Below are 20,957 nucleotides of genomic sequence, written 5' to 3'. Positions count from 1 at the left end.
CACCCTAACTCATTCAGCCGCCCGGTTTTGTCGTCTTGAGGCGCAAGCTGCTGAAGACCGCCGCCACCGCCGCGCAGCACGCCGCCAGCACCAGCGCGACCACCGGGCCGTGCCCGCCGTGCGGACTCCAGAGGCTGAAGACCGCCGCCAGCACCACGGCGCCCAGCGTCTGCCCGGTCAGCCGGGCCGTGCCCAGCATGCCGCTGGCCGCACCGCTGCGGTGCGCCGGCGGCGAAGTCACGATGGTGTGGTTGTTGGGCGACTGGAACAGCCCGAAGCCCAGGCCGCACAACGCCATGCGCCAGGCGATGTCGGCATTGCCCGGGTGTGCCGGCAGCGCCGCCAGCAGCGCCAGGCCGCCGGCCAGCAAAGCCAGGCCGATGCCGCCCAGCAGCCCGTCGGGGTAGCGCCCGATCAGCCGCCCCGCAATGGGCGCCATGACCACGATGCCCAGCGGCCACGCGGTGATGAGCAGGCCGGCCTCGATGTGGCTGCGGCCGTAGGCGTCGAGCAGCAGGAACGGCAGCGCGATGTACGCCAGCATCTGAGCGCAGAACGCCGCCACCGAAGTGCCCATGGACAGCGCGAACACCGGAATGCGCAGCAGGTCGATGGGGAAAAGCGGCACCGCCTGCCTGCGCTGCCGCCGCAGGTAGACGAAACCCACCGCAAGCCCGGCCAGCAGGATGCCCCAGGCCGAGGCCTGCGAGCCGCCGGCGCCCTGCACCCCGCCCTCACGCACGCCCAGCCGGTCGACACCCAGGAACACCAGCGAGAACATCAGCACGTTGAGCGCCACGTCCACCGGCGAAAAGCGCAGCCCGGCGGCCGGCGCCACCCGGTTGAACGGCAGCGCCCGCATGCCCAGCGCGAAGGTCACGATGCCCAGCGGCACATTGATGGCAAAGAGCCACGGCCACGAAGCCACCGAAAGAATCGCCGCCGCCACCGAGGGCCCGGCCACCGACGAGGTGGCCACCACCAGCGAATTCAGCGCCATGCCCTTGCCCAGCTGCGACGAGGGGTACGTCAGCCGCACCAGCGCCGCGTTCACGCTCATGATGCCGGCCGCGCCCAGCCCCTGGAATGCACGCGCGGCGGTCAGCGTGGCGAGCGAATTGGCGAAGGTGGCGGCCAGCGACGACAGCGTGAACACCGCCAGCCCCACGAGGTACACCCGCCGGTAGCCGACCAGGTCGCCCAGCGACGCCAGCGGAAGCAGCATGACCAGCGTGGCGATCTGGTACGCGTTGACCACCCAGATCGCCTGGGACGGGCTGGCCTGAAGCTCGCGCGCAATGCCCGGCAGCGCCAGGTTGACGATGGTGCCGTCGAGCACCGACACGATCAGCCCGAGCACGATCACCAGCATCGCCCAGCGGCGCTCGCGCGGGGCCAGCCCGTCGATGGGCACCGGGCCCGGTGTGCCTTCGTTCGCCGGAAGCGCAGTGCCTGCGCGCACGGTGTTCATCGCTCAGGCCTGCTGCGCCCGCGCGGCGGGTTCGGAGCGCACGCCGCCCAGCGTGAGCCAGGTCAGCACCAGCGCGATCAGGGCGCCGGCGGCCATGCCGGCCACCATCGGCAGCGGGCGGCCGTCGGTGAAGAGGCCCACCAGCGCCATCGCCAGCGCGCCCGTCAGCATCTGCAGCGTGCCGAGCAGCGCCGAGGCGGTGCCCGCGATGGCACCGTGCATTTCGAGCGCCAGCACGCCGGTGGTAGGAATCACCAGCCCCATGAAACCCGAGGCGATGAAATACAGGACGATGAGCACCCAGATGCTGTCGCCGCCCGCCGCGAAGTACACGAACATCGCGACCATCGCCACGCCGCAGCAGACCACGCCGAACTTCACCAGGTTGACCAGCCCGTAGCGCTCGCCCAGCGCCCCCGTGAACTGCGACGCCGCGATGAAGGCAGCGGCGTTAACGCCGAAGGCCACGCTGTACAGCGCGGGCGACAGACCGTAGTGGTCGATCATCACGAACGACGAATTGGCCAGGTAGGTGAAGAAGCCCGCCATCGCGAAGCTGCCGATGAACACCAGCCCAAGGTAGTGCCGGTCGCGCAGCAGCAGCCAGTAGGCCGAAAGCGCGCCGCCCAGGCTGCTTTCCACGCGCTCGGAGGCCGGGCGCGTCTCGTCGAGCAGCTTGACCATCATGGCCAGGCCCGCCACCGCCGCGATGGTCACGGCCCAGAACACGCCGCGCCAGCCGGCGAAGGCGATGACCGCGCTGCCCGCGAGCGGCGCAAGGATCGGCGACACGCTGAACACCAGCATCAGCAGCGACATCAGCCGCGCCGCGTCGGTGCCGGTGTGCAGGTCGCGCACCACCGCGCGCGGAATCGCCATGCCGGCGGCGGCGCCCAGGCCCTGGACGAAGCGCAGCACGATCAGCGTCTGGATGTCGGTGGCCATGGCACAGCCCACGCTCGCCAGCGCGAACAGCACCAGCCCGGCGTACAGCGGCGGCTTGCGCCCGACCATGTCGGAGATCGGCCCGTAGAGAAGCTGGCCCGCGCCGAGCGACAGGAAGAACGCCGTGAGGCTCATCTGCACCGCGCCGATGTCGGCATGCAGGCTCTGTCCGATGGCGGGCAGCGCCGGCAGGTACATGTCGATGGCGAATGGCCCGATGGCCGAGAGCAGGCCCAGCAACAGGGCCATCTTGAAGAAAGGAGAAGAACGCATTGACCCGATTGTCGCCAAGCGCGGCAATCGCTGCAGCCGTGGGGTCTGCGCTCAGGCGGCGCTAATTCTGGGCAAAGAATCGGTTGGCCGGGCGCGGCAGGCCGAGGTTCTCGCGCAAGGTACGACCTTCGTACTCGCGCCGGAAGATGCCGCGGCGCTGCAGTTCGGGCACCACCTTGTCGACGAAGGCATCGAGGCCGCCGGGCAGCCACGGGAACATCACGTTGAAGCCGTCGCAGCCTTCGGCCTCCAGCCATTCCTGCATCTCGTCGGCAATGCTTTGCGGCGTGCCGACGAAAGCCAGGCCGCCGTAGCCGCCCAGGCGCTGGGCCAGCTGCCGCACCGTGAGGTTCTCGCGCCGAGCCAGGTCGATCACGCGCTCGCGCCCGCTCTGGCTCGCGTTGGTCTCGGGCACTTCGGGCAAGGGCGCGTCGGGGTCGAACCCGGAGGCATCGTGGCCGAGCGCGATGGAGAGCGAGGCGATGGCGCTGTCGTAGTGCACCAGGCTGTCGAGCCGGGCACGGATGGCCCTGGCCTCCTCCACCGTGTCGCCGACCACCACTAAGGCGCCCGGCAGGATCTTGAGATGGTCGCGCTCGCGGCCGATCTTCTGCATGCGGCCCTTCACGTCCGCATAGAAGCGCCTGGCGTTCTCCAGCGTGCCTGGCGCGGAGAACACCACCTCGGCGGTCTCGGCGGCAAGTTGCCGGCCGGGCTCCGACGCGCCGGCCTGCACGATCACCGGCCAGCCCTGCACCGGCCGCGCGATGTGCAGCGGCCCACGCACGGACAGGTACTTGCCCTTGTGGTTCAGCACGTGCATCCGCGCGGGGTCGAAGAAGCGGCCGCTCTCCACGTCGCGCTCGAAAGCGTCGTCGGCCCAGCTGTCCCAAAGGCCCGTGACCACGTCGTAGAACTCGCGGGCGCGGGCATAGCGCTCGTCGTGTTCTATGTGGTCTTCGCGGCCGAAGTTCAGCGCGGCGTCCGGGTTGGAGGTGGTGACGATGTTCCAGCCCGCGCGCCCTTCGCTCAGGTGGTCGAGCGAGGCGAAGCGGCGCGCGATGTGAAAAGGCTCGTCGAAGGTGGTCGAAGCGGTGGCCACCAGCCCGATGTGCTGCGTGTGCTGCGCCAGCGCCGACAGCAGCGTGAACGGCTCGAACGAAGTCACCGTGTGGCTGCGCTGCAGCGCCTCGATCGGCATGTTCAGCACGGCCAGGTGGTCGGCCATGAAGAAGGCGTCGAAGCGGCCGCGCTCCAGCGTCTGCGCCAGTTGCCTGATGCGCGCGAAGTTGAAGTTGGCATCGGGCCATGCGCCCGGGTAGCGCCACGCGCCGGTGTGGATGCTCACCGGGCGCATGAACGCACCCAGCCGCAGTTGCCTGCCCGCGCTCATTTGGCGGCGGGCCAGAACACCAGCGCGCGCAGCTCGATGCTGCGGCGCGGCGGCGCTTCGGGCGCGCTGCCGGGGTCTTCGAAGGCGGTGTGCGCGGTGAAGCGCGCGGTGCCGTCCTCGCGCGAGTCGTAGATTTTCAGCACCAGCGCCTCGTCGGGCCGAAGCCGCGGAAACCAGTACCAGCGGTGGGCGGGGTTGTAGGTGAACGAATAGATCTCGCCGACCTTGTCGGGATAGACGAGGTCGCCGGGCACCATGTCTTCCAAGGCGATGGAGCGCGCGTCGCACAGCGCGAGCGGCAGCCGCTCCACCGTGGCCAGCGGGCGCCAGAGGTTGACGATGGCGAAGCGGTGCTTCAGGCGCTCCGCCGCTTCTTCGGGCGGCAGGTGGTCGCGCACGCGGCGCGGCGCGGAGACGAAAGTCTGGTCGTTGTGCACGCGGCGCACCGGCTCGCGCAGGTCGGCCGTGCGGCGCGAGCCCTGGGCGCTGTCGCGCAGCGTGTGGTCGAACACCACGATCTTCTCGGCGCCCGTGATGTCGCGCAGCAGCGCCTCGGACTCGCGGTAGTAGATGTCGCGGATGGTGGCGTCATGCGAGAAGTCGGCCACCGCGCTGCGGTGCGAGATCTGCGTGAAGCCGCTGCGGTCGAGCGACAGTTCGTTCAGCGCCACCAGCGGCCGGCCGTCGCGGATGGCCACGCGGCGCGGCTCCAGCTTGCCCGTGACCCACGGCGTGCCGGGCGGCGGCTCGAAGGTGTAGCTGACCGGGCGGCCCTCGCCCGCCTTCAAGTAATTGACTTCCGCCTCCACCGACGGCAGCGTGGCGACCAGCAACTGGCTGTTCGATCCGGCGCTCATTCGGTCTGGCTCCTGCTGTTTGTTGCCTTGATCAAAACGGCTCCTTGAAGGGGCGCAGGTCGAGTTCCTGCGTCCACGCACTGCGGTGCTGCACATGCAGCTGCCAGTAACTTTCGGCGATGGCCTCGAGCTGCAGCAGGCCGTCGCCGCCGGCCTGCGCCACGCGCTGCGGCGCGCCGGTGCGCAGCCGCTCGCCGTCGATGCCGCCGTCGATCACCACATGCGCCACGTGCACGCCCTGCGGGCCGAACTCGCGCGCCAGGCTCTGGCTCAGCGAACGCAAGGCGGCCTTGGCTGCCGCGAAGGCCGCGAACGGCGGCTTGCCGCGCAGCGCCGCGGTGGCGCCGGTGAAAAGCAAGGTGCCGCGCCCTTGCGAGCCGGAAGCCTCGAAGCTGTTGGCCAGCAGGCCGCGCAAGGCCTCGTGCCCGAAGATGAAACCGCCCAGCGCGCTGGTGCGCCAGGCCTGCGTGAACTGCTCGACGGAAAGCTCCAGCGTCGGCGCGCGCACCGCGCTCGCGGCATTGAAGATGGCCACGGTGAGCGGCCCCAGCGCCCTTGCCTTCTGCGCAATGCCGTGGATCTCGGCCTCGCTCGCCACGTCGCCCGCGAACGCATGCGCGCGCCCGCCGGACGCCACGATTTCCGCGGCCACCGCATCGAGCTGGGCCTGCGTGCGCCCGGTCAGCGCGACGATGAAACCTTCGGCCGCGAAGCGCCGCGCCAGTGCGGCACCCAGGCCGGCGCTGGCGCCGACACCGGCGATCCATGCGACCGGAGACGGGCCGGTGCGGGACGAAGAAACGGAGGGAGTGACGGAGGTGACAGCCATGGGCGAGCACGAAGGCTATACCTGCGCCCCGGAGCGCGGAAGTATTCAAAAGCGATAACCTTATTCGGTAGCTGGTCGGTGTCGGCGGCCGCTTGACGCATGCGGCGCTTCACTCCATGCGCCGCGCCCGCTACGCTATCGGCTTCCCCGGACCGCCCCATAACGAAACACAGCAATCGCTTTCCAGGAGAAGTTATCGATGGCTCTTGCCCGCACGATCCGCACCGATCTCTTGCGCGTGTTCGCGCTGACGCTGGTGTCGCTCTTCGCCATTCCGGCCGCGACGCTGGTCTTCACCGAATACGCCCTGCGCTCGCAGGACACGGCCTTCCTTCAATCGATAGAAAAGCGCATCGCCGGCGACGCCCGGCTTTCGCCCGAGGACAAGGCCGAGGCCACCGCCTTCTATCGCTCGCATCCGCTTTCCAAGGCCTGCGACGCCACGTCGCCCGAAGACAGGAACTTCCACGACAAGGTCTGCAGCCCCTATTCGATGCAGTGGCAGTTCCACAGGGCCGACCGCGCCGCCATCTGGACCATCGGGCTCGGCGCCGCGCTGCTCGCGGCGGCGCTGGTGCTGGGCGCGCTGGCCTTTGCCAACCGCGGCCTGCGCTATGCCAGCTTCGTCGCAGGCTGGCGGCTGATGACGGTGTCGAGCGCCGTCGAGGTCGTGCTGCAGGGCGCCATGCTGGTGTGGCTGTCGTTCTGGGTCACCGCCTATTTCTGGCACAGCTACTACATCAAGCTGATCGCCATCGCGGGCATTGCGGCAGCGGCGGCCGTGTTCTATGCCGTCTACACGCTGTTCAAGAAGCTGCCCTCCGACAACGAGATCGAGGGCGAGCTGGTCGCCGAGGCCGATGCACCGCGCCTGTGGGAGCGCATCCGCCAGCTGGCCGCCCGCGTTCAGACCGCGCCGCCCGACCAGATCGTGGCGGGTATCGACACCAACTTCTTCGTGACCGAGGCACCCTGCGAAGTGCGCGGCCAAGCGCTGCAAGGCCGCACGCTGTTCGTGAGCATTCCGCTGCTGCGCGTGCTCGACCAGACCGAAGCCGACGCGGTGCTGGCGCATGAGCTGGCCCACCTGGGCGGCGGCGACACCCGCAGCAGCGCGGCGCTCGGCCCCAAGCTGCTGCAGTTCGACCAGTACACCCGGAAGATGCGCGGCGCCGGCCTGACCATCGTGGCGCACTACCTGCTGCGGCTGTACCGCATGATCTTCGCGTTCGCCCTTGCACGCGACAGCCGCGAGCGCGAGCACAGGGCAGACCGCGTGGCCGCCGGCCTCACGGCGCCCAGTGCCATCGTGCAGTCGCTGATCAAGATTTCCGCCTACGCCAGCTACCGCAACGACGTCGAGCGCAGGCTGTTCGAGCATGACCGCCGGCACGACGGCGCGCTGGGCATCGCCGGCTTCGTGGCGGCCGGACTGCCGCCGTATGCCGGCTCGGAAGACTTCATCGAGGCCATGAAGACCGCCGGCGTTCCGCACCCCTACGACAGCCATCCGCCGCTGCTGGAGCGCATGCGCAACGTCGGCCACCACGTGCCCGAGACCGCCTACGGCGCCATCGTCGCCGCCGCGCCGCAGGCCTCGTGGGCCGACTTCATCGAGACCGCCGGCGCCATCGAGCAGCGCATGTGGAGCGAGTACGAGCAGCGCTTCGCCCAGAACCACGAGCTCAGCCTCGCCTACCGCTACGAGCCGGCAACCGAAGAAGAGCGCGCCGTGGTGCTGCGCCACTTTCCGCCGGTCAGCTTTGCGCTGAAGAACGGCAACCGCATCGACGTGAGCTACAGCGGCCTGCACCCGAGCGCCGACGGCGCCGCGCCGATTCCGTGGGACGAGGTCAAGGGCCTGACCTACAAGGACAGCAGCTTCGGCGACACCCTCATCGTCACCCACCACGACAAGCGCACACTCGGCGGCGCGCGCACCACCAAGGTCAAGCTGGGCGGCCTGGGCAAGCAGAAGGAACACTTCAAGGCCGCGGCCGGCCACTACTGGCAGCGGCACCAGGTCATGCGGGCACAACAGCAACAGCAGCAGCGGGAGCCATCACCCCACCACTGACACCGCAGCGACAGCCTCCACAAAAACCAATCCACACAACACCGGAGACAACCATGAACCCCGTCGAACAGAGAACCATCTCGAAGATCAGCTGGCGGCTTCTGCCGCTGCTGATGATCAGCTACTTCATCGCCTACCTCGACCGCGTGAACCTCGGCTTTGCCGGCGCGGCCATGTCGAAGGACCTGGGCTTCACCGCCGCCGTGTTCGGCAGCGCGGCCGGCATCTTCTTTCTTGCGTACTTCCTGTTCGAGGTGCCCAGCAACATGGCGCTCGAACGCTTCGGCGCGCGCCGCTGGATTGCCCGCATCATGTTCAGCTGGGGCATCCTGTCGGCGGCGCAGGCCTGGGTGGGCGGCGCGACAAGCTTCAACGTGGTGCGCTTCCTGCTGGGCATTGCCGAGGCCGGCTTCTTCCCCGGCGTGATCTTCTACATCACGCTGTGGTTTCCGGCGGCGTACCGCGCGCGCATCGTGGGCTGGTTCATGTTCGCGATTCCCATCTCGACCGTGATCGGCTCGCCCATCTCCGGCTACATCCTGAACATGGACGGCATCGGCGGCATGCACGGCTGGCAGTGGCTGTTCATCCTGGAGGCGGTGCCTTCGCTCATCCTGACCTTCTTCGTGCTGATGTACCTGCCCGACGGCCCGAAGGACGCCAAGTGGCTCACCGACGAAGAACGCACCTGGCTGCAGCGCACGCTGGACGCCGAGCGCCAGAACCGCGAGTCGATCAACAAGATCTCCTGGAAGCAGTCGCTGCTGAACCCGCGCGTGATCGGGCTGGGCTTCGTCTACATGGGCATCACCGTGCCGCTGTACGGTCTGAGCTTCTTCCTGCCGCAGATCATCAAGGGCTTCGGCGGGCTGAGCAATGTGCAGATCGGCTTCATCAACGCGTTCCCGTACCTGGTCGGCGCCGTCGCCATGCTGTTCTGGACGCGCGCTTCCGATGCGCGCAAGGAGCGCAAGTGGTTCCTGCTGATTCCGCTGGCGTGCATCTTCGTGGGCCTGGTGCTGGCTGCGGAGACCAGCTCGCCCGTGCCCAAGATGGCCGCCGTGACGCTGGCCGCCTTCGGCATCTTCAGCGCACTGCCCACCTTCTGGACGCTGCCCACCGCCATCCTGAGCGGCACCGCCGCGGCGGCAGGCATTGCGTGGATCAATTCCATCGGCAACCTCGGCGGCTACATCGGCCCGACGATCTTCGGCGCGCTGAAGGACCGCATGGGCAACGACATCTACGCGGTGATCTTCCTCGCGCTGCTGTCGGTGGTGGCCTTCGTGCTGGTGCTGATCATCGGGCACGACTCGCGCACAGAGCAGGCGGTGGCGCCCGGGCGGGCCTGAGCGAAGGCTTCCGTCTCGGGCGTTCGCGCGGCGGACAGGCACACTCAGTAGAGCGTGGCCTTCTGCCTCGCAGGCAGCTCCCTGTCGTAGGTCTCGCCATCGAATTCCGCTTCGGTCAGCGCCGAAAGAATGGCTCCCGGCGTCGGCACCGTGCGCTTCGCATCCGCCGGCACCGGCTCCCACAGCCTGGAGCGCTGGATGGCACGCGCGCACTGGAAGAACACCGTCTCCACGTGGATCTCGATCACGCACTGCGGCGGCTTGCCTTCCATTGCGAGGCGGGCCAGCAGCTGCGGCTCGACGGTGATGCGCGCCCTGCCGTTCACGCGCAGCGTCTCGCCCACGCCGGGAATCAGGAACAGCAGCGCCACGCGCGGGTCGGCCACGATGTTGCGCAGGCTGTCGATGCGGTTGTTGCCGCGCCGCTCGGGCATCAGCAGCGTGTTTTCGTCCTGCACCATGAAGAAGCCCGGCGGGTCGCCGCGCGGCGAGGCGTCGAGGCCGCCGGGGCCGATGGTCGAGAGCACGGCAAAGGGAGACGCCTCGATCAACGCCCGGTAGGCCGGGTGCAGGTACGGCACCTCTTTCTTCAGCGCGGCTTCGCCGGGCTGGCCGAACAGGGCTTCGAGCTGCGCCAGGGTTTCGATGGCGTGCGGCGTGGTCATTGCGGGAGCTCCAGGTGATGAAGGGGGAAAGACGGGATTGGTGTTCAGCCCATGGTGCCCGCCGCGTCCGCATCCGCATCCGCGGCCACGGGCGGCGAGTTCCAGCCGCAGGCCAGCGCCGTGAGCGCCAGCAGCAGCGCGGCGATGCCGTAGATCCACGGCGGCGAAGCCACCGGCAGCAGCAACCCCGCGATCAGCGGCCCGGTGCCGGCGCCGATGTCGCGCCAGACGGATCGCGCGGCCAGCGCCTGCACACGCTCCGGTCCGGGCGTGCGCCGCGCCACGATGGGCGGCAGCAGCGGCAGCTGCAGGGCGCGCAGCACCACGATCAGCGCCGCGCAGCTCCACAGCCAGCCGAGGCCGAAGCCCACCAGCGCAATGGCCGTGACGAGCGACAGGCTCACCAGCAGCCGCTCGGCGCCGAAGCGCTCCGCCATGTGCCCGCCGACCGGGCTCAGCAGGATCTCCGCCAGGTAGCGCAGCGCCATCAGCACGCCGGCGACGATCACCGCGCCCCCCGGCATCAGATCCTTGCCGAGGTAGGACAGGCCGACGATGAAGAGCCCGTCCAGCGTCAGCCCTTCCATGAACGACCAGCCGTCCAGGCTGTTGGGCCGCTTGAAGCGCCGCGCAGGCTTGCCCACGGGATGCGGTGCCGAGGGCAGCCGCCGCGTGACCAGGCAGGCGAGCAGCGAGAACACCGCGAGGATGCCGAAGATCGCGCGCGGCCCGACCCAGTGCGCGAGCAAGGCGCCCAGCGGCAGCGCCAGCACCGGCCCCATCGCGATGACGGCACGCGAGCGCCCGTTGCGCCGCGCCGCGCCGAGCGGGTCGGCCGTGGCCAGCGCCTGCGTCGACAGGTTCAGCGCCGCGAAGCACAGGCCCCACATCAGCCGCAGCGGCAGCAGCGCCCAGAAGCCCGACAGCGTGGCGTAGCCGAGCCCGCAGACCGCGGCCGCCACGACAGCCAGGGTGCAGGTGGGCCGGTCGCCGTTGCGCGCATAGAAGCGGGCGACGAAGCCGTAGCCCGCGATGCGCACCAGCCGGTTGGCGGCGAGCAGCATGCCGGCCTCGGCGAGCGTCACGCCGAACTGGTCGGCATACATCGGCAGCAGCAGGTAGAGCACCACGTCGGCGGGCAGCGAGAGGCCGAGCGCCATTGCGGCGTGGCGGGAATCCAGGTCGGTGGAATTCGGGGCGGGAGCGGGTGGAGAGCTGGACATCGAGCGCCGATGGTGCGCCGCGCCACGCGTGCCTGACAAACGACTTAAACGCCGGCCATGCGTGAGAAAATTGCACGCATGCAGTTTCGCGAGCCGCCCCTCAACGCCGTGCGCGCCTTTGCCGCCGCAGCCCGCCACCTAAGTTTCACGCGCGCGGCGCTCGAGCTGCATGTCACGCACAGCGCCGTGAGCCGGCAGATCAAGAGCCTGGAAGAGTTCCTGGGCGTGGAGCTGTTCGAGCGCCGCATCCGCCAGGTGGCGCTGACCGCCGAGGGGCAGCAGTTCTTTGCCGAGGTCGAGCCGGCGCTGGCGCAGATCGGCGCGGCGGCGCGGGCGCTGCAGGCACAGGGCACGGCGCGCGCGGTGCGCATCAACGTGCGCCCTTCTTTCGCGGTGCGCTGGCTCATTCCGCGCCTGCCGTCCTTCGTCGAGCAATATCCCGACATCGAGCCGCAGGTGGTCACCAGCACCGTGATGCCCGAGCAGGCGGTCGACAGCTTCGACATCGCGGTGCGGCGGGGGCGCGAAGGCTGGCCGCCGTCCATCAAGGCGCGCCCCTTCCTGAAAGACGAGGTGCTGGTCGTTGGCGCGCCCTCTCTCTTCAAGACCCATCCGCTGGACGACCTGCGTTCGCTGGCGTCTCATGTGCTGCTGTCGGCCAAGACGCGCAAGGACGACTGGGACGCCTGGAAGAAGCAGTTCGGCGCGCCGCGCGCGAGGCCCGCCGGCCGGCTGCAGTTCGACCACCTGCACTTCGTGCTGCAGGCCGCGGTCGACGGGCTGGGCATCGCGCTGGCGCCCACATCCCTGGTGTCGCACGACCTGGCCTCCGGTCGGCTGCAGTCGCCGCTGCCCGCGCTGCGCATGACGCTGGACCGGTACTACTACGGCCTGTCACCCGACGCCGCGCCGGAGGCGGCGTACGTGGCGGAGTGGTTCGAGCGCATGCAGGCCGAGGCCATCAGGACGACTTAGGACGCCGCCAGCGAGCGGAGCACGTCCGCCACGCCGACGGTGCCCTTGCGCACGTCGGCATCGCCGCCCGCGAAGGTGATCCAGCCCTCGTTGAAGCCGTCGAGCATCTGGATGCGCGGCACCGGGTCGCGCATGCCCTGCGCAAGAAAGACCGCACCCCAGGTCTCGCGCGGCACCGCATGCGCCTGCACCGCGCGGCCCAGCACCGCCGACAACGCAGCCGCGATGTCGTGCTGGCTCAGGCGCTGCGGGCCTTCGAGCTCGACGATGCGCGGCGGCTCGCCCGGCTGCATCAGCAATTCGGCGGCGACGCGGCCCACGTCGGCGGTGGCGACCATCGGCACCGCGCGCTCCAACGGTTGCAGATAGCTGGAGAGCACGCCCTGTTCGCGCGCCTGCGCGATGTCCCAGGCCAGGTTCTCCAGGAACCATGCGGGCCGCAGGAAGGTCACCGGCAGCGGCAGCGTGGCCAGCGCTTCTTCCATCAGCGTGCGCTGGCTCAGCAGGTTGGGCTGCGCGGCCTGCGCGCCCACGGTCGACAGGCACACCGCCCTGGCGGGCCGCGCGGCATCGAGCGCCTGGCGCACCGCGCCGATCACCGCCCTCGCCTCGGGAAACCCGGGCTGCGGATCGAACTGCGAAGGCGGCAGCACGAAGACACCCGTCGCGCCGGTGAAGGCATGGGTGAGCGCCTGCGCGTCCTCCATTTCCGCGATGGCGACCTCGCAGCCCTGGTCGGCCCAGAAGCGGCCCTTGGCCGCGTCGCGGACGACTGCTCGAACAGGCTGGCCCGCGGCCAGCAAGTTGCGCGCGACGGCACCGCCGACCTTGCCTGTGATACCGGTGATTGCGTACATGAAACTTTCCTTTCGAATGCGTGGATTCACGATGGGGTCGAATGGTAGGAACGGGTCATATTTGAGTAAAGCGACTGAGCGGCATATCATTCATGACATCTGATCACCAATCAAAAACGCGCGCAATGACACTCGACGGACGCCTCCTCTCCAACGTCAGCGTGCTGGCCGCCGTGGTCGAAGGCGGCAGCTTCGCCAACGCCGCCACGGCGCTGGGCCTCACCCCCTCCGGCGTGAGCCGCTCCATCGCGCGGCTCGAGGCACGCATCGGCGTGCGGCTTTTCGACCGCACCACGCGCTCGCTGAACCTCACCGACGAAGGCCGGCTGCTCTACGCGAACATCAATCCGCTGGTGCTCGGCATCGAGGACGCGGTGACGATCGCGTCGGGTGCATCCGGCGCGGTGCGCGGGCGCCTGCGCGTCAACACCGACGCATTCACCTCACGCCTTCTGCTGGCGCGCCACCTGCCGCGCTTCCTTGCGCAATACCCCGAACTCACGCTGGAACTGGTCGCGCGCGAACAGCTCGGCGACCTGGTGGCCGAAGGCTTCGACATCGCCGTGCGCTTCGGCGAGCCGCCGTCGTCGTCGCTGGTGGCTCGCAAGCTGATGGACTCGCGCGTCGTCACCGTCGCAACGCCCGCCTACCTGGCACGGCATGGTCGCCCCGCGAAGCCGGCTGATCTCGGAGGCCATGCCTGCCTGCAGGTGCGCAATCCGGCCACGGGGCAACCCTATTCGTGGGAGTTCCAGCACGGACGCAAGCTCGTGCAGGTGCCCACCACCGGGCGGCTGCTGCTCACCGATCCGGGCACCGTGCTGGAAACCGTGCTCGCCGGCATCTGCGTGGCGCAAATCAAGGCCGTGGGCATACAGCCGCAGCTCGACAGCGGCGAGCTGGTCGACCTGTTTCCCGACTGGCCCGACGAGCGGCTTGCGCTCTATGCGCTCTATCCGTCACGCCACCTGCCGGCCGCCAAGGTGCGCGCGTTCATCGATTTCGTGATGGAGGTCGTCTCTCCGGTTGCTTCGCCCGTGGCCTCGCCCGCATCGAAGCCGAAGCCCCGGCGCTGATGCTCGTGTCCGGAAGCGGCCAGCACCTTCGGCCGGCCGGCCGCACGATGCCGGCATGAACGCCACCACGACGCCGACGACAACACCGCTCCCCCGCGCCTTCCGGAATCTCGCGTGGTCCAACCTCGCCGCGCAGTCCGCCGAACAGTTGAGCCTCGCGGCCGTGCCGCTGGTCGCCGTGCTGGCGCTCAAGGCCGGGCCGGGAGAAATCGGCTTCCTCGCGGCCATCCAGACACTGCCTTTCCTGCTGGTCTCCATGCCGCTGGGCCTGCTGGCAGATCGCATGTCGCGGCGGCGGCTGATGGTGTGGGCCGAAGGGTTGCGGGCGGCGTCGCTGCTGATGCTGCTCGCGCTTGTGCTCTGGTCGAAGCTCGGCATTGCATGGCTTGCGGTGCTCGGGTTTCTTGGTGCCGTGGGCACGGTGGGCTTCAGCGTCGCGGCGCCTGCGCTGCTGCCGGCCCTCGTGCCGAGCGACGCGCTGGCCGTGGCCAACGGGCGGCTGGAACTGGCCCGCAGCGCAGCCTTCACTGCCGGGCCGGCTCTGGCAGGCGCGCTCGTCGCCTGGGCGGGCGCATCGGCTGCATTCGTGCTCGCCGCCGTGCTGTCGGTCTCGGCCGTCGGCCTGCTGTCGAGCCTCGGCGAGGCGCCGCGCGTGCAAGCCGCATCGCGGCGCAACCCGCTGCTCGACGTGAGGGACGGCGCGCGCTTCGTCTGGCGGCACGAACTGCTGCGGCCCATGCTGATGACCGGCGCGGTCTTCAACATCTCGTGGTTCATGCTGCAGGCAGCCTACGTGCCCTATGCGGTGCGGGTGCTCGGGCTCGGCGCGCAGGCGGTCGGCTTCACGCTCGCCATGTACGGCGCGGGCATGGTGTTCGGCGCATTGCTGACCGCGCGGGCGGTGGCGCATATGCCGTTCGGGCGCGCCATCCAGATAGGCCCGGCGGCGGCGGTCGTGGCCGGCGCGCTGATGGCGGCGACGCTCGTCGTGCCCAGCGCGGCGCTGGCCTCGCTGTCGTTCTTTCTCTTCGGCGCGGGGCCGATGGTCTGGGTCATCACATCGGCCACGCTGCGCCAGAGCGTTGCGCCGCCCGCAATGCTGGGGCGCGTGTCGGCGGTGTTCCTGACGATCAACACCGGCGCGAGGCCGATAGGCGCGGCGCTCGGCGGACTGGTCGGCGCCACGCAGGGCGAGTCGGCCTGCCTGCTGCTGGCGCTCGCGGGCTTCGTGTTGCAGGCGGGGATCATTTTTGCCTCGCGCATCGCGACGCTGCGGCGGCTGCCGGCCTTGGCGCCCACCTGAGCGCTGCTAGAACAGCGAAGCCATCCCGTTGGGCCGCGCGTCCTCGATGGCGAGCATGCGCAGCTTGGTCAGCGCACCACCGCCGGCCGAGAAGCCGCCCGGCTTGTTGCCCGCCGCCAGCACGCGGTGGCACGGCACCACCGGCGCAAAGGGGTTGTGGCCCATGGCCTGCCCCACCGCGCGCGACAGGCTCTTGTCGCCAAGCTCCTCGGCAATCTCTCCATAGGTGCGCGTCTGCCCCGGCGGAATGCGCCGCGCGATCGCGTAGATGCGCTGGTGAAACTCGGACACGCCACGCATGTCGAGTTCGATGTGGCTCAGGTCGTCGTGCACGCCCTGCAGCAGGCCCTGGATGGCCGCAATGGCGCGCTGCGCCATCTGGTCGGGCGGCCCTTCGCGCAGTTCCGGAAAGCGCTGCCTCATGCGCGCCCGCGTGGCCGGCTCGCCGTCGTCCGCAGGCAGCTGCACGCCGACCAGCCCCTGCGGACCCCACGCCAGCGCGCACATGCCGATGGCAGTCTCGAACAGGGCAAAGCCGCTCATGGCGTCTCCTGCAATGCATGCTGGCGCGACGCAAGCACGGCAGCAGCCCACAGCGTGATGGCCGACGCCACGAGGCCGCGCGCCAGGCCGCCGGCGCCGTCGGAAATCCATCCGGTGACGGTCGGCCCGACGATCTGCCCCGCCGCGAAAACGATGGTGAACATGCTGATGCCCTGCGCCCAGCGCGCGGGCGGCAGGTTGTGGCGCACCAGCGCGGTGGTCGACGCCACCACCGACAGGAACACCCCGCCGAACAGCACGCCCGACACCAGCGCCACCGGCGCCGAGGGGCTCAGCACCGGCAGCAGCGTGGCCACGCCGAGCAGCCCGTTCAGCAGCGCCTGCGGCTGGCCGCCGCGATAGCGGTCGAGCAGGCCCGCCCACAGCCGCGAGGAAGCCACGCAGGCGACACCCAGCAAGGCATAGAACAGCGTGATGAAGCCGGCACTCGCGCCCTGCTCCCGCAGCAGCGCGATCACGAACGTCATGTAGCCGATGTAGCCCATGCCGAACAGCGCATAGCCCGCCAGCGCCCAGCCGAATCGGCGCAGCGCGACCGGCGGTGCGCTGGCGGCTGCAGCGGACGACGGCGCGGTGTGCGCAGCGGGAGCACTGTCCGGCATCGCACGGCCCGCCCACGCGAGCAGGCAGGTGGCCGCCGCGCTGGCGATGGCCAATGCCCACCAGGCCCACGCCCAGCCGTGCGGCACGTCCGCAGCCGCGCGCAACACCTGCGGCACCAGCAGCGCCGACAGCGCAATGCCGAAGCCGGTGCCGCCGTAGTAGATGCCGAGCAGCAGTCCGCCTCGCGAAGACCCGGCCTCGCCGAGCCGCGCGGCCAGCAGGCCGCCCGCCACAAACACCCACGCGCTCGCTATGCCGGCCAGCAGGCGCTGCAGCAGCAACGCCGGTGCCGCCGTCACGAAGCCGCTGCCCGCCATGAAGACGCTTGCCAGCACGGCGCCGACCACCAGCAACCGGGTCACCCCGAAGCGGCGCATCAGCATCGGCGTGATCAGCGCGCCGATCAGGTAGCCCACCGCGTTCGCCGTGTTCATGCCGCCGGCCAGCGCATAGCTCCAGCCGAGATCCGCGCGCATCGGCGGCAGCAGAAGACCGTAGGAAAAGCGCGTGATGCCCAGCGACACGGCCGCGCCCATCGAGAGCGCGAATGCAAGACGGAGCGCGGGTTGTGCCGGGGCGGCGGTGGAAGTGAGCGAGGTCGACATCAGCAGCAAAGGGGGTGCCGCGCATTTTGCGGCAGCCTGCCAGATCCTGCTGCCGGGGGCTCCCCTCAGGCCGTGCCAGCGACAGGGTCGCTGTGCAACAGGTGCCGCTCCAGCAGCACGGCCACGTGCACCGCCTCGCGCCGGGCGCCGTCTTCTATCTGATGGCGGCAGCTGGTGCCGTCGGCCACGACGACCGCGTCGGGCCTGGCGCGGATGGCGGGCAGCAGGCTCGCTTCCGCCATCTGCATCGAGACATCGAAGTGGCTGGCCTCGTAGCCGAAGCTGCCGGCCATGCCGCAGCACGAGCTTTCGATCAGCTCGGTCTGCGCGCCGGGAATCAGCTTCAGCACCTCCATCACCGGGCTCACCGCGCCGAAGGCTTTCTGGTGGCAGTGGCCGTGCAGCAGGATCGGCGTCTCGGCCGGTCGCAGGGCCAGTTCGAAGCGGCCGAGCTTCACTTCCCGCGCGATGAATTCCTCGAACAGCAGCGCATGCTTTGCCACCAGCTCGGCCTTCTCGCCGAAGCCCATCACCAGCGTTTCGTCTCGCAGGGTGAGCAGGCACGATGGTTCCAGTCCGACGATGGGCACGCCAGCCCGCGCCAGCGGCACCAGCGCATCGATCAGCGCCCCGGCCTTCGCCTTGGCCTCTTCGACCATGCCGCTCGCCAGGAAGGTGCGGCCGCAGCAATGGTGGCCGCCGTGCTTCTCGACGGTGTGCAGCAGGTAGCCGGCCGCCTGCAGCACGCGCGCCGCCGCGAATGCGTTCTCGCTCTCGAAGGTGCCGTTGAAGGTGTCGACGAACAGCACCGCCGCCTTGCCGCCGCGCCGTGCGACGGCCAGCACCGCGTCGCGATCGGCGAACAGGCCGGGCTCGTTGTCCTTCGCGCGCCAGAAGGTGTCGCTGCGCCAGGCGGGCAGCGAGCGCTTCGCTGAAAAGCCCAGAAGCTTCTCGCCGATCCAAGCGGCGCCGGGCACGCTGTTGCGCAGGTTCAGCAGCCACGGCAGGCGGCTGGCCTTGTGGGCGTAGTCGGGCAACCTGGCCACGAGCTTGTCTTTCAGCGTGTGGCCGTGGCGCTTCTTGTAGTGATCGAGGAACTCGATCTTCATCTTCGCCATGTCCACGCCCGTGGGGCAGTCGCGCCTGCAGCCCTTGCAGCCGACGCACAGGTCCATGGTCTCGTGCATGGCCTCGCTGGTGAAGGCATCGGGGCCGAGCTGGCCCGATAGCGCCAGGCGCAGCGTGTTGGCGCGGCCGCGTGTCAGGTGCTGCTCGTCGCGCGTCGCACGGTAGCTCGGGCACATGGTGCCGGCGTCGAACTTCCGGCAGTGGCCGTTGTTGTTGCACATCTCCACGGCCTTGGCGAGGCCGCCGGTGCTGTCGCCGCCGGTGCCGGGGGCAGTGGTCACCTCGGTCACCGGGTCGGCGTTGACGTTCCATGCCGACCAGTCGAGCACCGGCTTGAGTTCGATGCGGCGGTACGGCTTGGGTGCGGTGGGCGGCGCAAAGCGGAACAGCGAGCCGTCGTCCATGCGCGGCGTGTCGATGATCTTGCCGGGGTTGAACAGGTCCAGCGGGTCGAGCTTGCGCTTGATGGCGCGGAAGGCTTCGTTGATGGCCGGGCCGAACTGCCATTCGATCCACTCGCCGCGGCACAGTCCGTCGCCGTGCTCGCCGCTGAAGGCGCCCTTGTACTTGCGCACCAGCGCGCTCGCTTCTTCTGCAATGGCGCGCATCTTGGCGGCGCCGTCCACGCGCATATCCAGGATGGGCCGCACATGCAGCGTGCCGACCGATGCGTGCGCGTACCAGGTGCCACGGCTGCCGTACTTCGCGAACACTTCGGTCAGCGCATCGGTGTATTCGGCCAGGTGCTCCAGCGGCACGGCGCAGTCTTCGATGAAGCTCACCGGCTTGCCGTCGCCCTTGAGGCTCATCATGATGTTGAGGCCTGCCTTGCGCACCTCCCACAGGTTCTTCTGCCGCGCGTCGTCGGGCATCTCGACCACGCTGCCGGGCAGGCCGAGGTCGCCCATCAGTTCTACCAGCCGCTTCAGTTGCGCCAGCAGCGCGGCCTTTTCTGCACCCGAGAACTCCACCAGCAGGATGGCCGCCGGCTTGCCGATGAGCGCGGTTTCCACCGTGGGCTTGAAGGCCGGGTTCCCCAGGCTCAGCTCGATCATGGTTCGGTCGACCAGCTCCACCGCCGTCGGCCCCAGCTTCACGATGTGCTGCGCCGCATCCATCGCCGCGTGGAAGGTCGGGAAGTTGACGATGCCCAGCACCTTGGCGCGCGGCAGCGGCGCGAGCTTGAGCTTCAGGCTGCGGGTATAGGCCAGCGTGCCCTCGGAGCCGATCAGCAGGTGCGCCAGGTTCACGCTGCCGTCCGCCGTGTACGGTCGCTCGCTCTGGTTGTCGAAGATGTCGAGGTTGTAGCCCGCCACGCGGCGCATCACCTTGGGCCAGTGCTCGGCGATCTGCTCGCGCTGCTGCCTGGCCAGCCCGCGCACGAACTGCGCGATGCCCGCCGCGCGCACGCCCAGCGAACCCACGGGGCCGAAGTCGACCAGTTCGCCGTTCGACAGCCACGCGCTGGCGCCCAGCACGTTGTGCACCATGTTGCCGTAGGCGATGGAGCGCGAGCCGCAGGAGTTGTTGCCTGCCATGCCGCCCAGCGTGGCCTGCGCGCTGGTCGATACGTCCACCGGGTACCACAGGCCGTGCGGCTTGAGCTGCGCATTCAGGTGGTCGAGCACGAGGCCGGGCTCGACCGTGGCCGTGCCCTCTTCCACGTTCACGTCGAGCACGCGCCGGAAGTGCTTGCTGTTGTCGATGACCAGCGCCGCCCCCGTGGTCTGCCCGCACTGGCTGGTGCCGCCGCCGCGCGCGAGCACCGGCACCTTCAGGTCGCGCGCGATGTCGATGGCGGTAGCGATGTCGCGTTCGTTCGTGGGCACGAAGGCGCCCACGGGCGTGATCTGGTAGATCGACGCGTCGGTGGCGTAGCGGCCGCGCGAGCCGTCGTCGAACAGCACCTCGCCCTGCGTGTCGGCACGCAGCCGGCGCGCGAGCAGCTCGCAGGTGTCGTTGGGCGGAAGAACGGTTCCGGCTGGCTGCATGTGGCTGGCGGGATCGATGCGCATGGTGGTTCTCAGGTCAGCTCGACTTGGCCGAGGGATAGATTTCGCCGGCGCGCAGCAGCTCGAGCACGGTGTCGCGCTTGCGCAGCACATGCGACACGAGCACTTGGCGCATGGCGGCGGCGTCGCGCGCGGCCAGCGCGTCGATCATCTGCTCGTGCTCCTGCACGGCGTGCTTCCACTTGGCCTCGTTCTGGTTGGTGCGAAAGCGCAGCGACTGCACGCGGGCGTTGATGGAGCGGTAGGTGTTCGACAGCACCGGGTTGGCCGCCGCGTCGTTGATGGCGGTGTGGATGCGCGCGTTCAGGCGGTAGTAGCCCGACAGGTCGCGCCGCGCGAAGCAGGCCATCATTTCGTAGTGCAGCGCGCGCACCTCGGCCAGTTCGTCGTCGGTGATTCGCTTGGCGGCCAGCTCGCCCGACATGCCCTCGAGCATGGCCAGCACCTCGAAGGTGTTGAGCACGTCGGCCTCGGTGAGCTTCACCGCCACCGCGCCGCGGTTGGGCAGCAGGTCGACCAGCCCTTCGGCCGCGAGCAGCTTGATGGCCTCGCGCAGCGGCGTGCGCGAGACGTTCAGCTGCAGGCACAGCTCGCGTTCGTTGAGCTTGGCGCCGGGCGCGATGTAGCCCTCCACCAGCATGGTCCGCAGCCGCGAGGCCACCTGGTCGTGCAACGCCAGGCGCGAGATTTCGATGATTTCCGCTGTCATGGTTTTTCCCTTTGAATGCATTTTGAATGCAAAAAATTGC

General features: G+C 69.5%; 17 protein-coding genes. 5 read left to right on the top strand and 12 right to left on the bottom strand.

The window, feature by feature from the left end; translation table 11 throughout:
• Positions 1-13: 13 nt before the first annotated feature.
• From C4F17_RS04775 to C4F17_RS04755, 5 genes are all read right to left on the bottom strand, one after another.
• A complete protein-coding gene (locus C4F17_RS04775; protein ID WP_106934453.1) occupies positions 14-1,471 on the bottom strand; it encodes an MFS transporter in 1,458 nt (485 codons plus the stop codon).
• Between the two features lie 3 nt (positions 1,472-1,474).
• The gene (locus C4F17_RS04770) at positions 1,475-2,689 is read right to left on the bottom strand and encodes a multidrug effflux MFS transporter (RefSeq protein ID WP_199851914.1); all 1,215 of its coding nucleotides are present in this window, start codon (positions 2,687-2,689) and stop codon (positions 1,475-1,477) included.
• 61 nt (positions 2,690-2,750) lie between these two features.
• The gene (locus C4F17_RS04765; protein ID WP_106934452.1) at positions 2,751-4,082 is read right to left on the bottom strand and encodes an LLM class flavin-dependent oxidoreductase; all 1,332 of its coding nucleotides are present in this window, start codon (positions 4,080-4,082) and stop codon (positions 2,751-2,753) included.
• Entirely contained in the window at positions 4,079-4,939 is an 861-nt protein-coding gene (locus tag C4F17_RS04760) for a CmcJ/NvfI family oxidoreductase (RefSeq protein ID WP_106934451.1), read from the bottom strand. Before C4F17_RS04760 ends, C4F17_RS04765 begins: the two co-directional genes overlap by 4 nt.
• A 31-nt stretch (positions 4,940-4,970) precedes the next feature.
• The gene (locus C4F17_RS04755; RefSeq protein WP_081269483.1) at positions 4,971-5,768 is read right to left on the bottom strand and encodes an SDR family NAD(P)-dependent oxidoreductase; all 798 of its coding nucleotides are present in this window, start codon (positions 5,766-5,768) and stop codon (positions 4,971-4,973) included.
• 199 nt (positions 5,769-5,967) lie between these two features.
• Between C4F17_RS04755 and C4F17_RS04750 the strand changes: the two genes are divergently transcribed.
• The gene (locus C4F17_RS04750; protein WP_106934450.1) at positions 5,968-7,845 is read left to right on the top strand and encodes a M48 family metallopeptidase; all 1,878 of its coding nucleotides are present in this window, start codon (positions 5,968-5,970) and stop codon (positions 7,843-7,845) included.
• 53 nt (positions 7,846-7,898) lie between these two features.
• Positions 7,899-9,197 (top strand): MFS transporter, encoded by a 1,299-nt coding sequence (locus C4F17_RS04745; protein ID WP_106934449.1) that lies wholly within the window; start codon positions 7,899-7,901, stop codon positions 9,195-9,197.
• A 44-nt stretch (positions 9,198-9,241) separates the two neighbouring features.
• On the opposite strand, the gene C4F17_RS04740 is transcribed toward C4F17_RS04745, so the two are convergent.
• Together C4F17_RS04740 and C4F17_RS04735 are read right to left on the bottom strand one after the other, a co-directional pair.
• Positions 9,242-9,862 carry a pyridoxamine 5'-phosphate oxidase family protein gene (locus C4F17_RS04740; RefSeq protein WP_106934448.1) on the bottom strand — a complete coding sequence of 207 codons (621 nt, stop codon included), beginning with the start codon at positions 9,860-9,862 and terminating at the stop codon, positions 9,242-9,244.
• Between the two features lie 44 nt (positions 9,863-9,906).
• Positions 9,907-11,085 carry an MFS transporter gene (locus C4F17_RS04735; protein WP_106934447.1) on the bottom strand — a complete coding sequence of 393 codons (1,179 nt, stop codon included), beginning with the start codon at positions 11,083-11,085 and terminating at the stop codon, positions 9,907-9,909.
• Positions 11,086-11,163: 78 nt separating this feature from the next.
• Between C4F17_RS04735 and gcvA the strand changes: the two genes are divergently transcribed.
• Positions 11,164-12,060 carry a transcriptional regulator GcvA gene (gene gcvA, locus C4F17_RS04730; protein WP_106934446.1) on the top strand — a complete coding sequence of 299 codons (897 nt, stop codon included), beginning with the start codon at positions 11,164-11,166 and terminating at the stop codon, positions 12,058-12,060.
• Here gcvA and C4F17_RS04725 read toward each other — a convergent pair.
• The gene (locus tag C4F17_RS04725; RefSeq protein ID WP_106934445.1) at positions 12,057-12,917 is read right to left on the bottom strand and encodes an NmrA family NAD(P)-binding protein; all 861 of its coding nucleotides are present in this window, start codon (positions 12,915-12,917) and stop codon (positions 12,057-12,059) included. The genes gcvA and C4F17_RS04725 overlap by 4 nt on opposite strands.
• A 125-nt stretch (positions 12,918-13,042) precedes the next feature.
• Between C4F17_RS04725 and C4F17_RS04720 the strand changes: the two genes are divergently transcribed.
• On the top strand, positions 13,043-13,993 hold the full coding sequence (locus C4F17_RS04720; protein WP_106934444.1) for a LysR family transcriptional regulator: 951 nt from the start codon (positions 13,043-13,045) through the stop codon (positions 13,991-13,993).
• Between the two features lie 55 nt (positions 13,994-14,048).
• Positions 14,049-15,296, top strand: coding sequence for an MFS transporter (locus tag C4F17_RS04715; RefSeq protein ID WP_106934443.1), 1,248 nt, complete (start codon positions 14,049-14,051; stop codon positions 15,294-15,296).
• Between the two features lie 6 nt (positions 15,297-15,302).
• On the opposite strand, the gene C4F17_RS04710 is transcribed toward C4F17_RS04715, so the two are convergent.
• The 4 genes from C4F17_RS04710 to C4F17_RS04695 all read right to left on the bottom strand — a co-directional run bounded on the left by C4F17_RS04710 (position 15,303) and on the right by C4F17_RS04695 (position 20,917).
• Positions 15,303-15,839 (bottom strand): methylated-DNA--[protein]-cysteine S-methyltransferase, encoded by a 537-nt coding sequence (locus C4F17_RS04710; protein ID WP_106934442.1) that lies wholly within the window; start codon positions 15,837-15,839, stop codon positions 15,303-15,305.
• A complete protein-coding gene (locus C4F17_RS04705) occupies positions 15,836-17,068 on the bottom strand; it encodes a YbfB/YjiJ family MFS transporter (RefSeq protein WP_106937437.1) in 1,233 nt (410 codons plus the stop codon). The genes C4F17_RS04710 and C4F17_RS04705 overlap by 4 nt, the downstream gene beginning before the upstream one ends.
• Positions 17,069-17,133: 65 nt before the next feature.
• The gene (locus C4F17_RS04700) at positions 17,134-20,211 is read right to left on the bottom strand and encodes an FAD-binding and (Fe-S)-binding domain-containing protein (RefSeq protein WP_106934441.1); all 3,078 of its coding nucleotides are present in this window, start codon (positions 20,209-20,211) and stop codon (positions 17,134-17,136) included.
• A gap of 13 nt (positions 20,212-20,224) precedes the next feature.
• On the bottom strand, positions 20,225-20,917 hold the full coding sequence (locus tag C4F17_RS04695) for a GntR family transcriptional regulator (protein WP_081269471.1): 693 nt from the start codon (positions 20,915-20,917) through the stop codon (positions 20,225-20,227).
• Positions 20,918-20,957: the final 40 nt, after the last annotated feature.

It is taken from the genome of Variovorax sp. PMC12 (assembly GCF_003019815.1).
Taxonomy (GTDB): domain Bacteria; phylum Pseudomonadota; class Gammaproteobacteria; order Burkholderiales; family Burkholderiaceae_C; genus Variovorax.
Note: the sequence above shows the minus strand (reverse complement) of the source record. Positions and strands in the feature narration are given on the sequence as shown.

What these genes read in the sequence shown, in the direction of transcription:
- C4F17_RS04755 (WP_081269483.1), bottom strand. Translation starts at nt 5,768, where the DNA reads ATGGCTGTCACCTCCGTCACTCCCTCCGTTTCTTCGTCCCGCACCGGC.
- C4F17_RS04735 (WP_106934447.1), bottom strand. Translation starts at nt 11,085, where the DNA reads ATGTCCAGCTCTCCACCCGCTCCCGCCCCGAATTCCACCGACCTGGAT.
- C4F17_RS04710 (WP_106934442.1), bottom strand. Translation starts at nt 15,839, where the DNA reads ATGAGCGGCTTTGCCCTGTTCGAGACTGCCATCGGCATGTGCGCGCTG.
- C4F17_RS04695 (WP_081269471.1), bottom strand. Translation starts at nt 20,917, where the DNA reads ATGACAGCGGAAATCATCGAAATCTCGCGCCTGGCGTTGCACGACCAG.
- C4F17_RS04705 (WP_106937437.1), bottom strand. Translation starts at nt 17,068, where the DNA reads ATGTCGACCTCGCTCACTTCCACCGCCGCCCCGGCACAACCCGCGCTC.
- C4F17_RS04745 (WP_106934449.1), top strand. Translation starts at nt 7,899, where the DNA reads ATGAACCCCGTCGAACAGAGAACCATCTCGAAGATCAGCTGGCGGCTT.
- C4F17_RS04720 (WP_106934444.1), top strand. Translation starts at nt 13,043, where the DNA reads ATGACACTCGACGGACGCCTCCTCTCCAACGTCAGCGTGCTGGCCGCC.
- C4F17_RS04770 (WP_199851914.1), bottom strand. Translation starts at nt 2,689, where the DNA reads ATGCGTTCTTCTCCTTTCTTCAAGATGGCCCTGTTGCTGGGCCTGCTC.
- C4F17_RS04725 (WP_106934445.1), bottom strand. Translation starts at nt 12,917, where the DNA reads ATGTACGCAATCACCGGTATCACAGGCAAGGTCGGCGGTGCCGTCGCG.
- C4F17_RS04750 (WP_106934450.1), top strand. Translation starts at nt 5,968, where the DNA reads ATGGCTCTTGCCCGCACGATCCGCACCGATCTCTTGCGCGTGTTCGCG.
- C4F17_RS04715 (WP_106934443.1), top strand. Translation starts at nt 14,049, where the DNA reads ATGAACGCCACCACGACGCCGACGACAACACCGCTCCCCCGCGCCTTC.
- C4F17_RS04740 (WP_106934448.1), bottom strand. Translation starts at nt 9,862, where the DNA reads ATGACCACGCCGCACGCCATCGAAACCCTGGCGCAGCTCGAAGCCCTG.
- C4F17_RS04760 (WP_106934451.1), bottom strand. Translation starts at nt 4,939, where the DNA reads ATGAGCGCCGGATCGAACAGCCAGTTGCTGGTCGCCACGCTGCCGTCG.
- C4F17_RS04775 (WP_106934453.1), bottom strand. Translation starts at nt 1,471, where the DNA reads ATGAACACCGTGCGCGCAGGCACTGCGCTTCCGGCGAACGAAGGCACA.
- C4F17_RS04700 (WP_106934441.1), bottom strand. Translation starts at nt 20,211, where the DNA reads ATGCGCATCGATCCCGCCAGCCACATGCAGCCAGCCGGAACCGTTCTT.
- C4F17_RS04765 (WP_106934452.1), bottom strand. Translation starts at nt 4,082, where the DNA reads ATGAGCGCGGGCAGGCAACTGCGGCTGGGTGCGTTCATGCGCCCGGTG.
- gcvA (WP_106934446.1), top strand. Translation starts at nt 11,164, where the DNA reads ATGCAGTTTCGCGAGCCGCCCCTCAACGCCGTGCGCGCCTTTGCCGCC.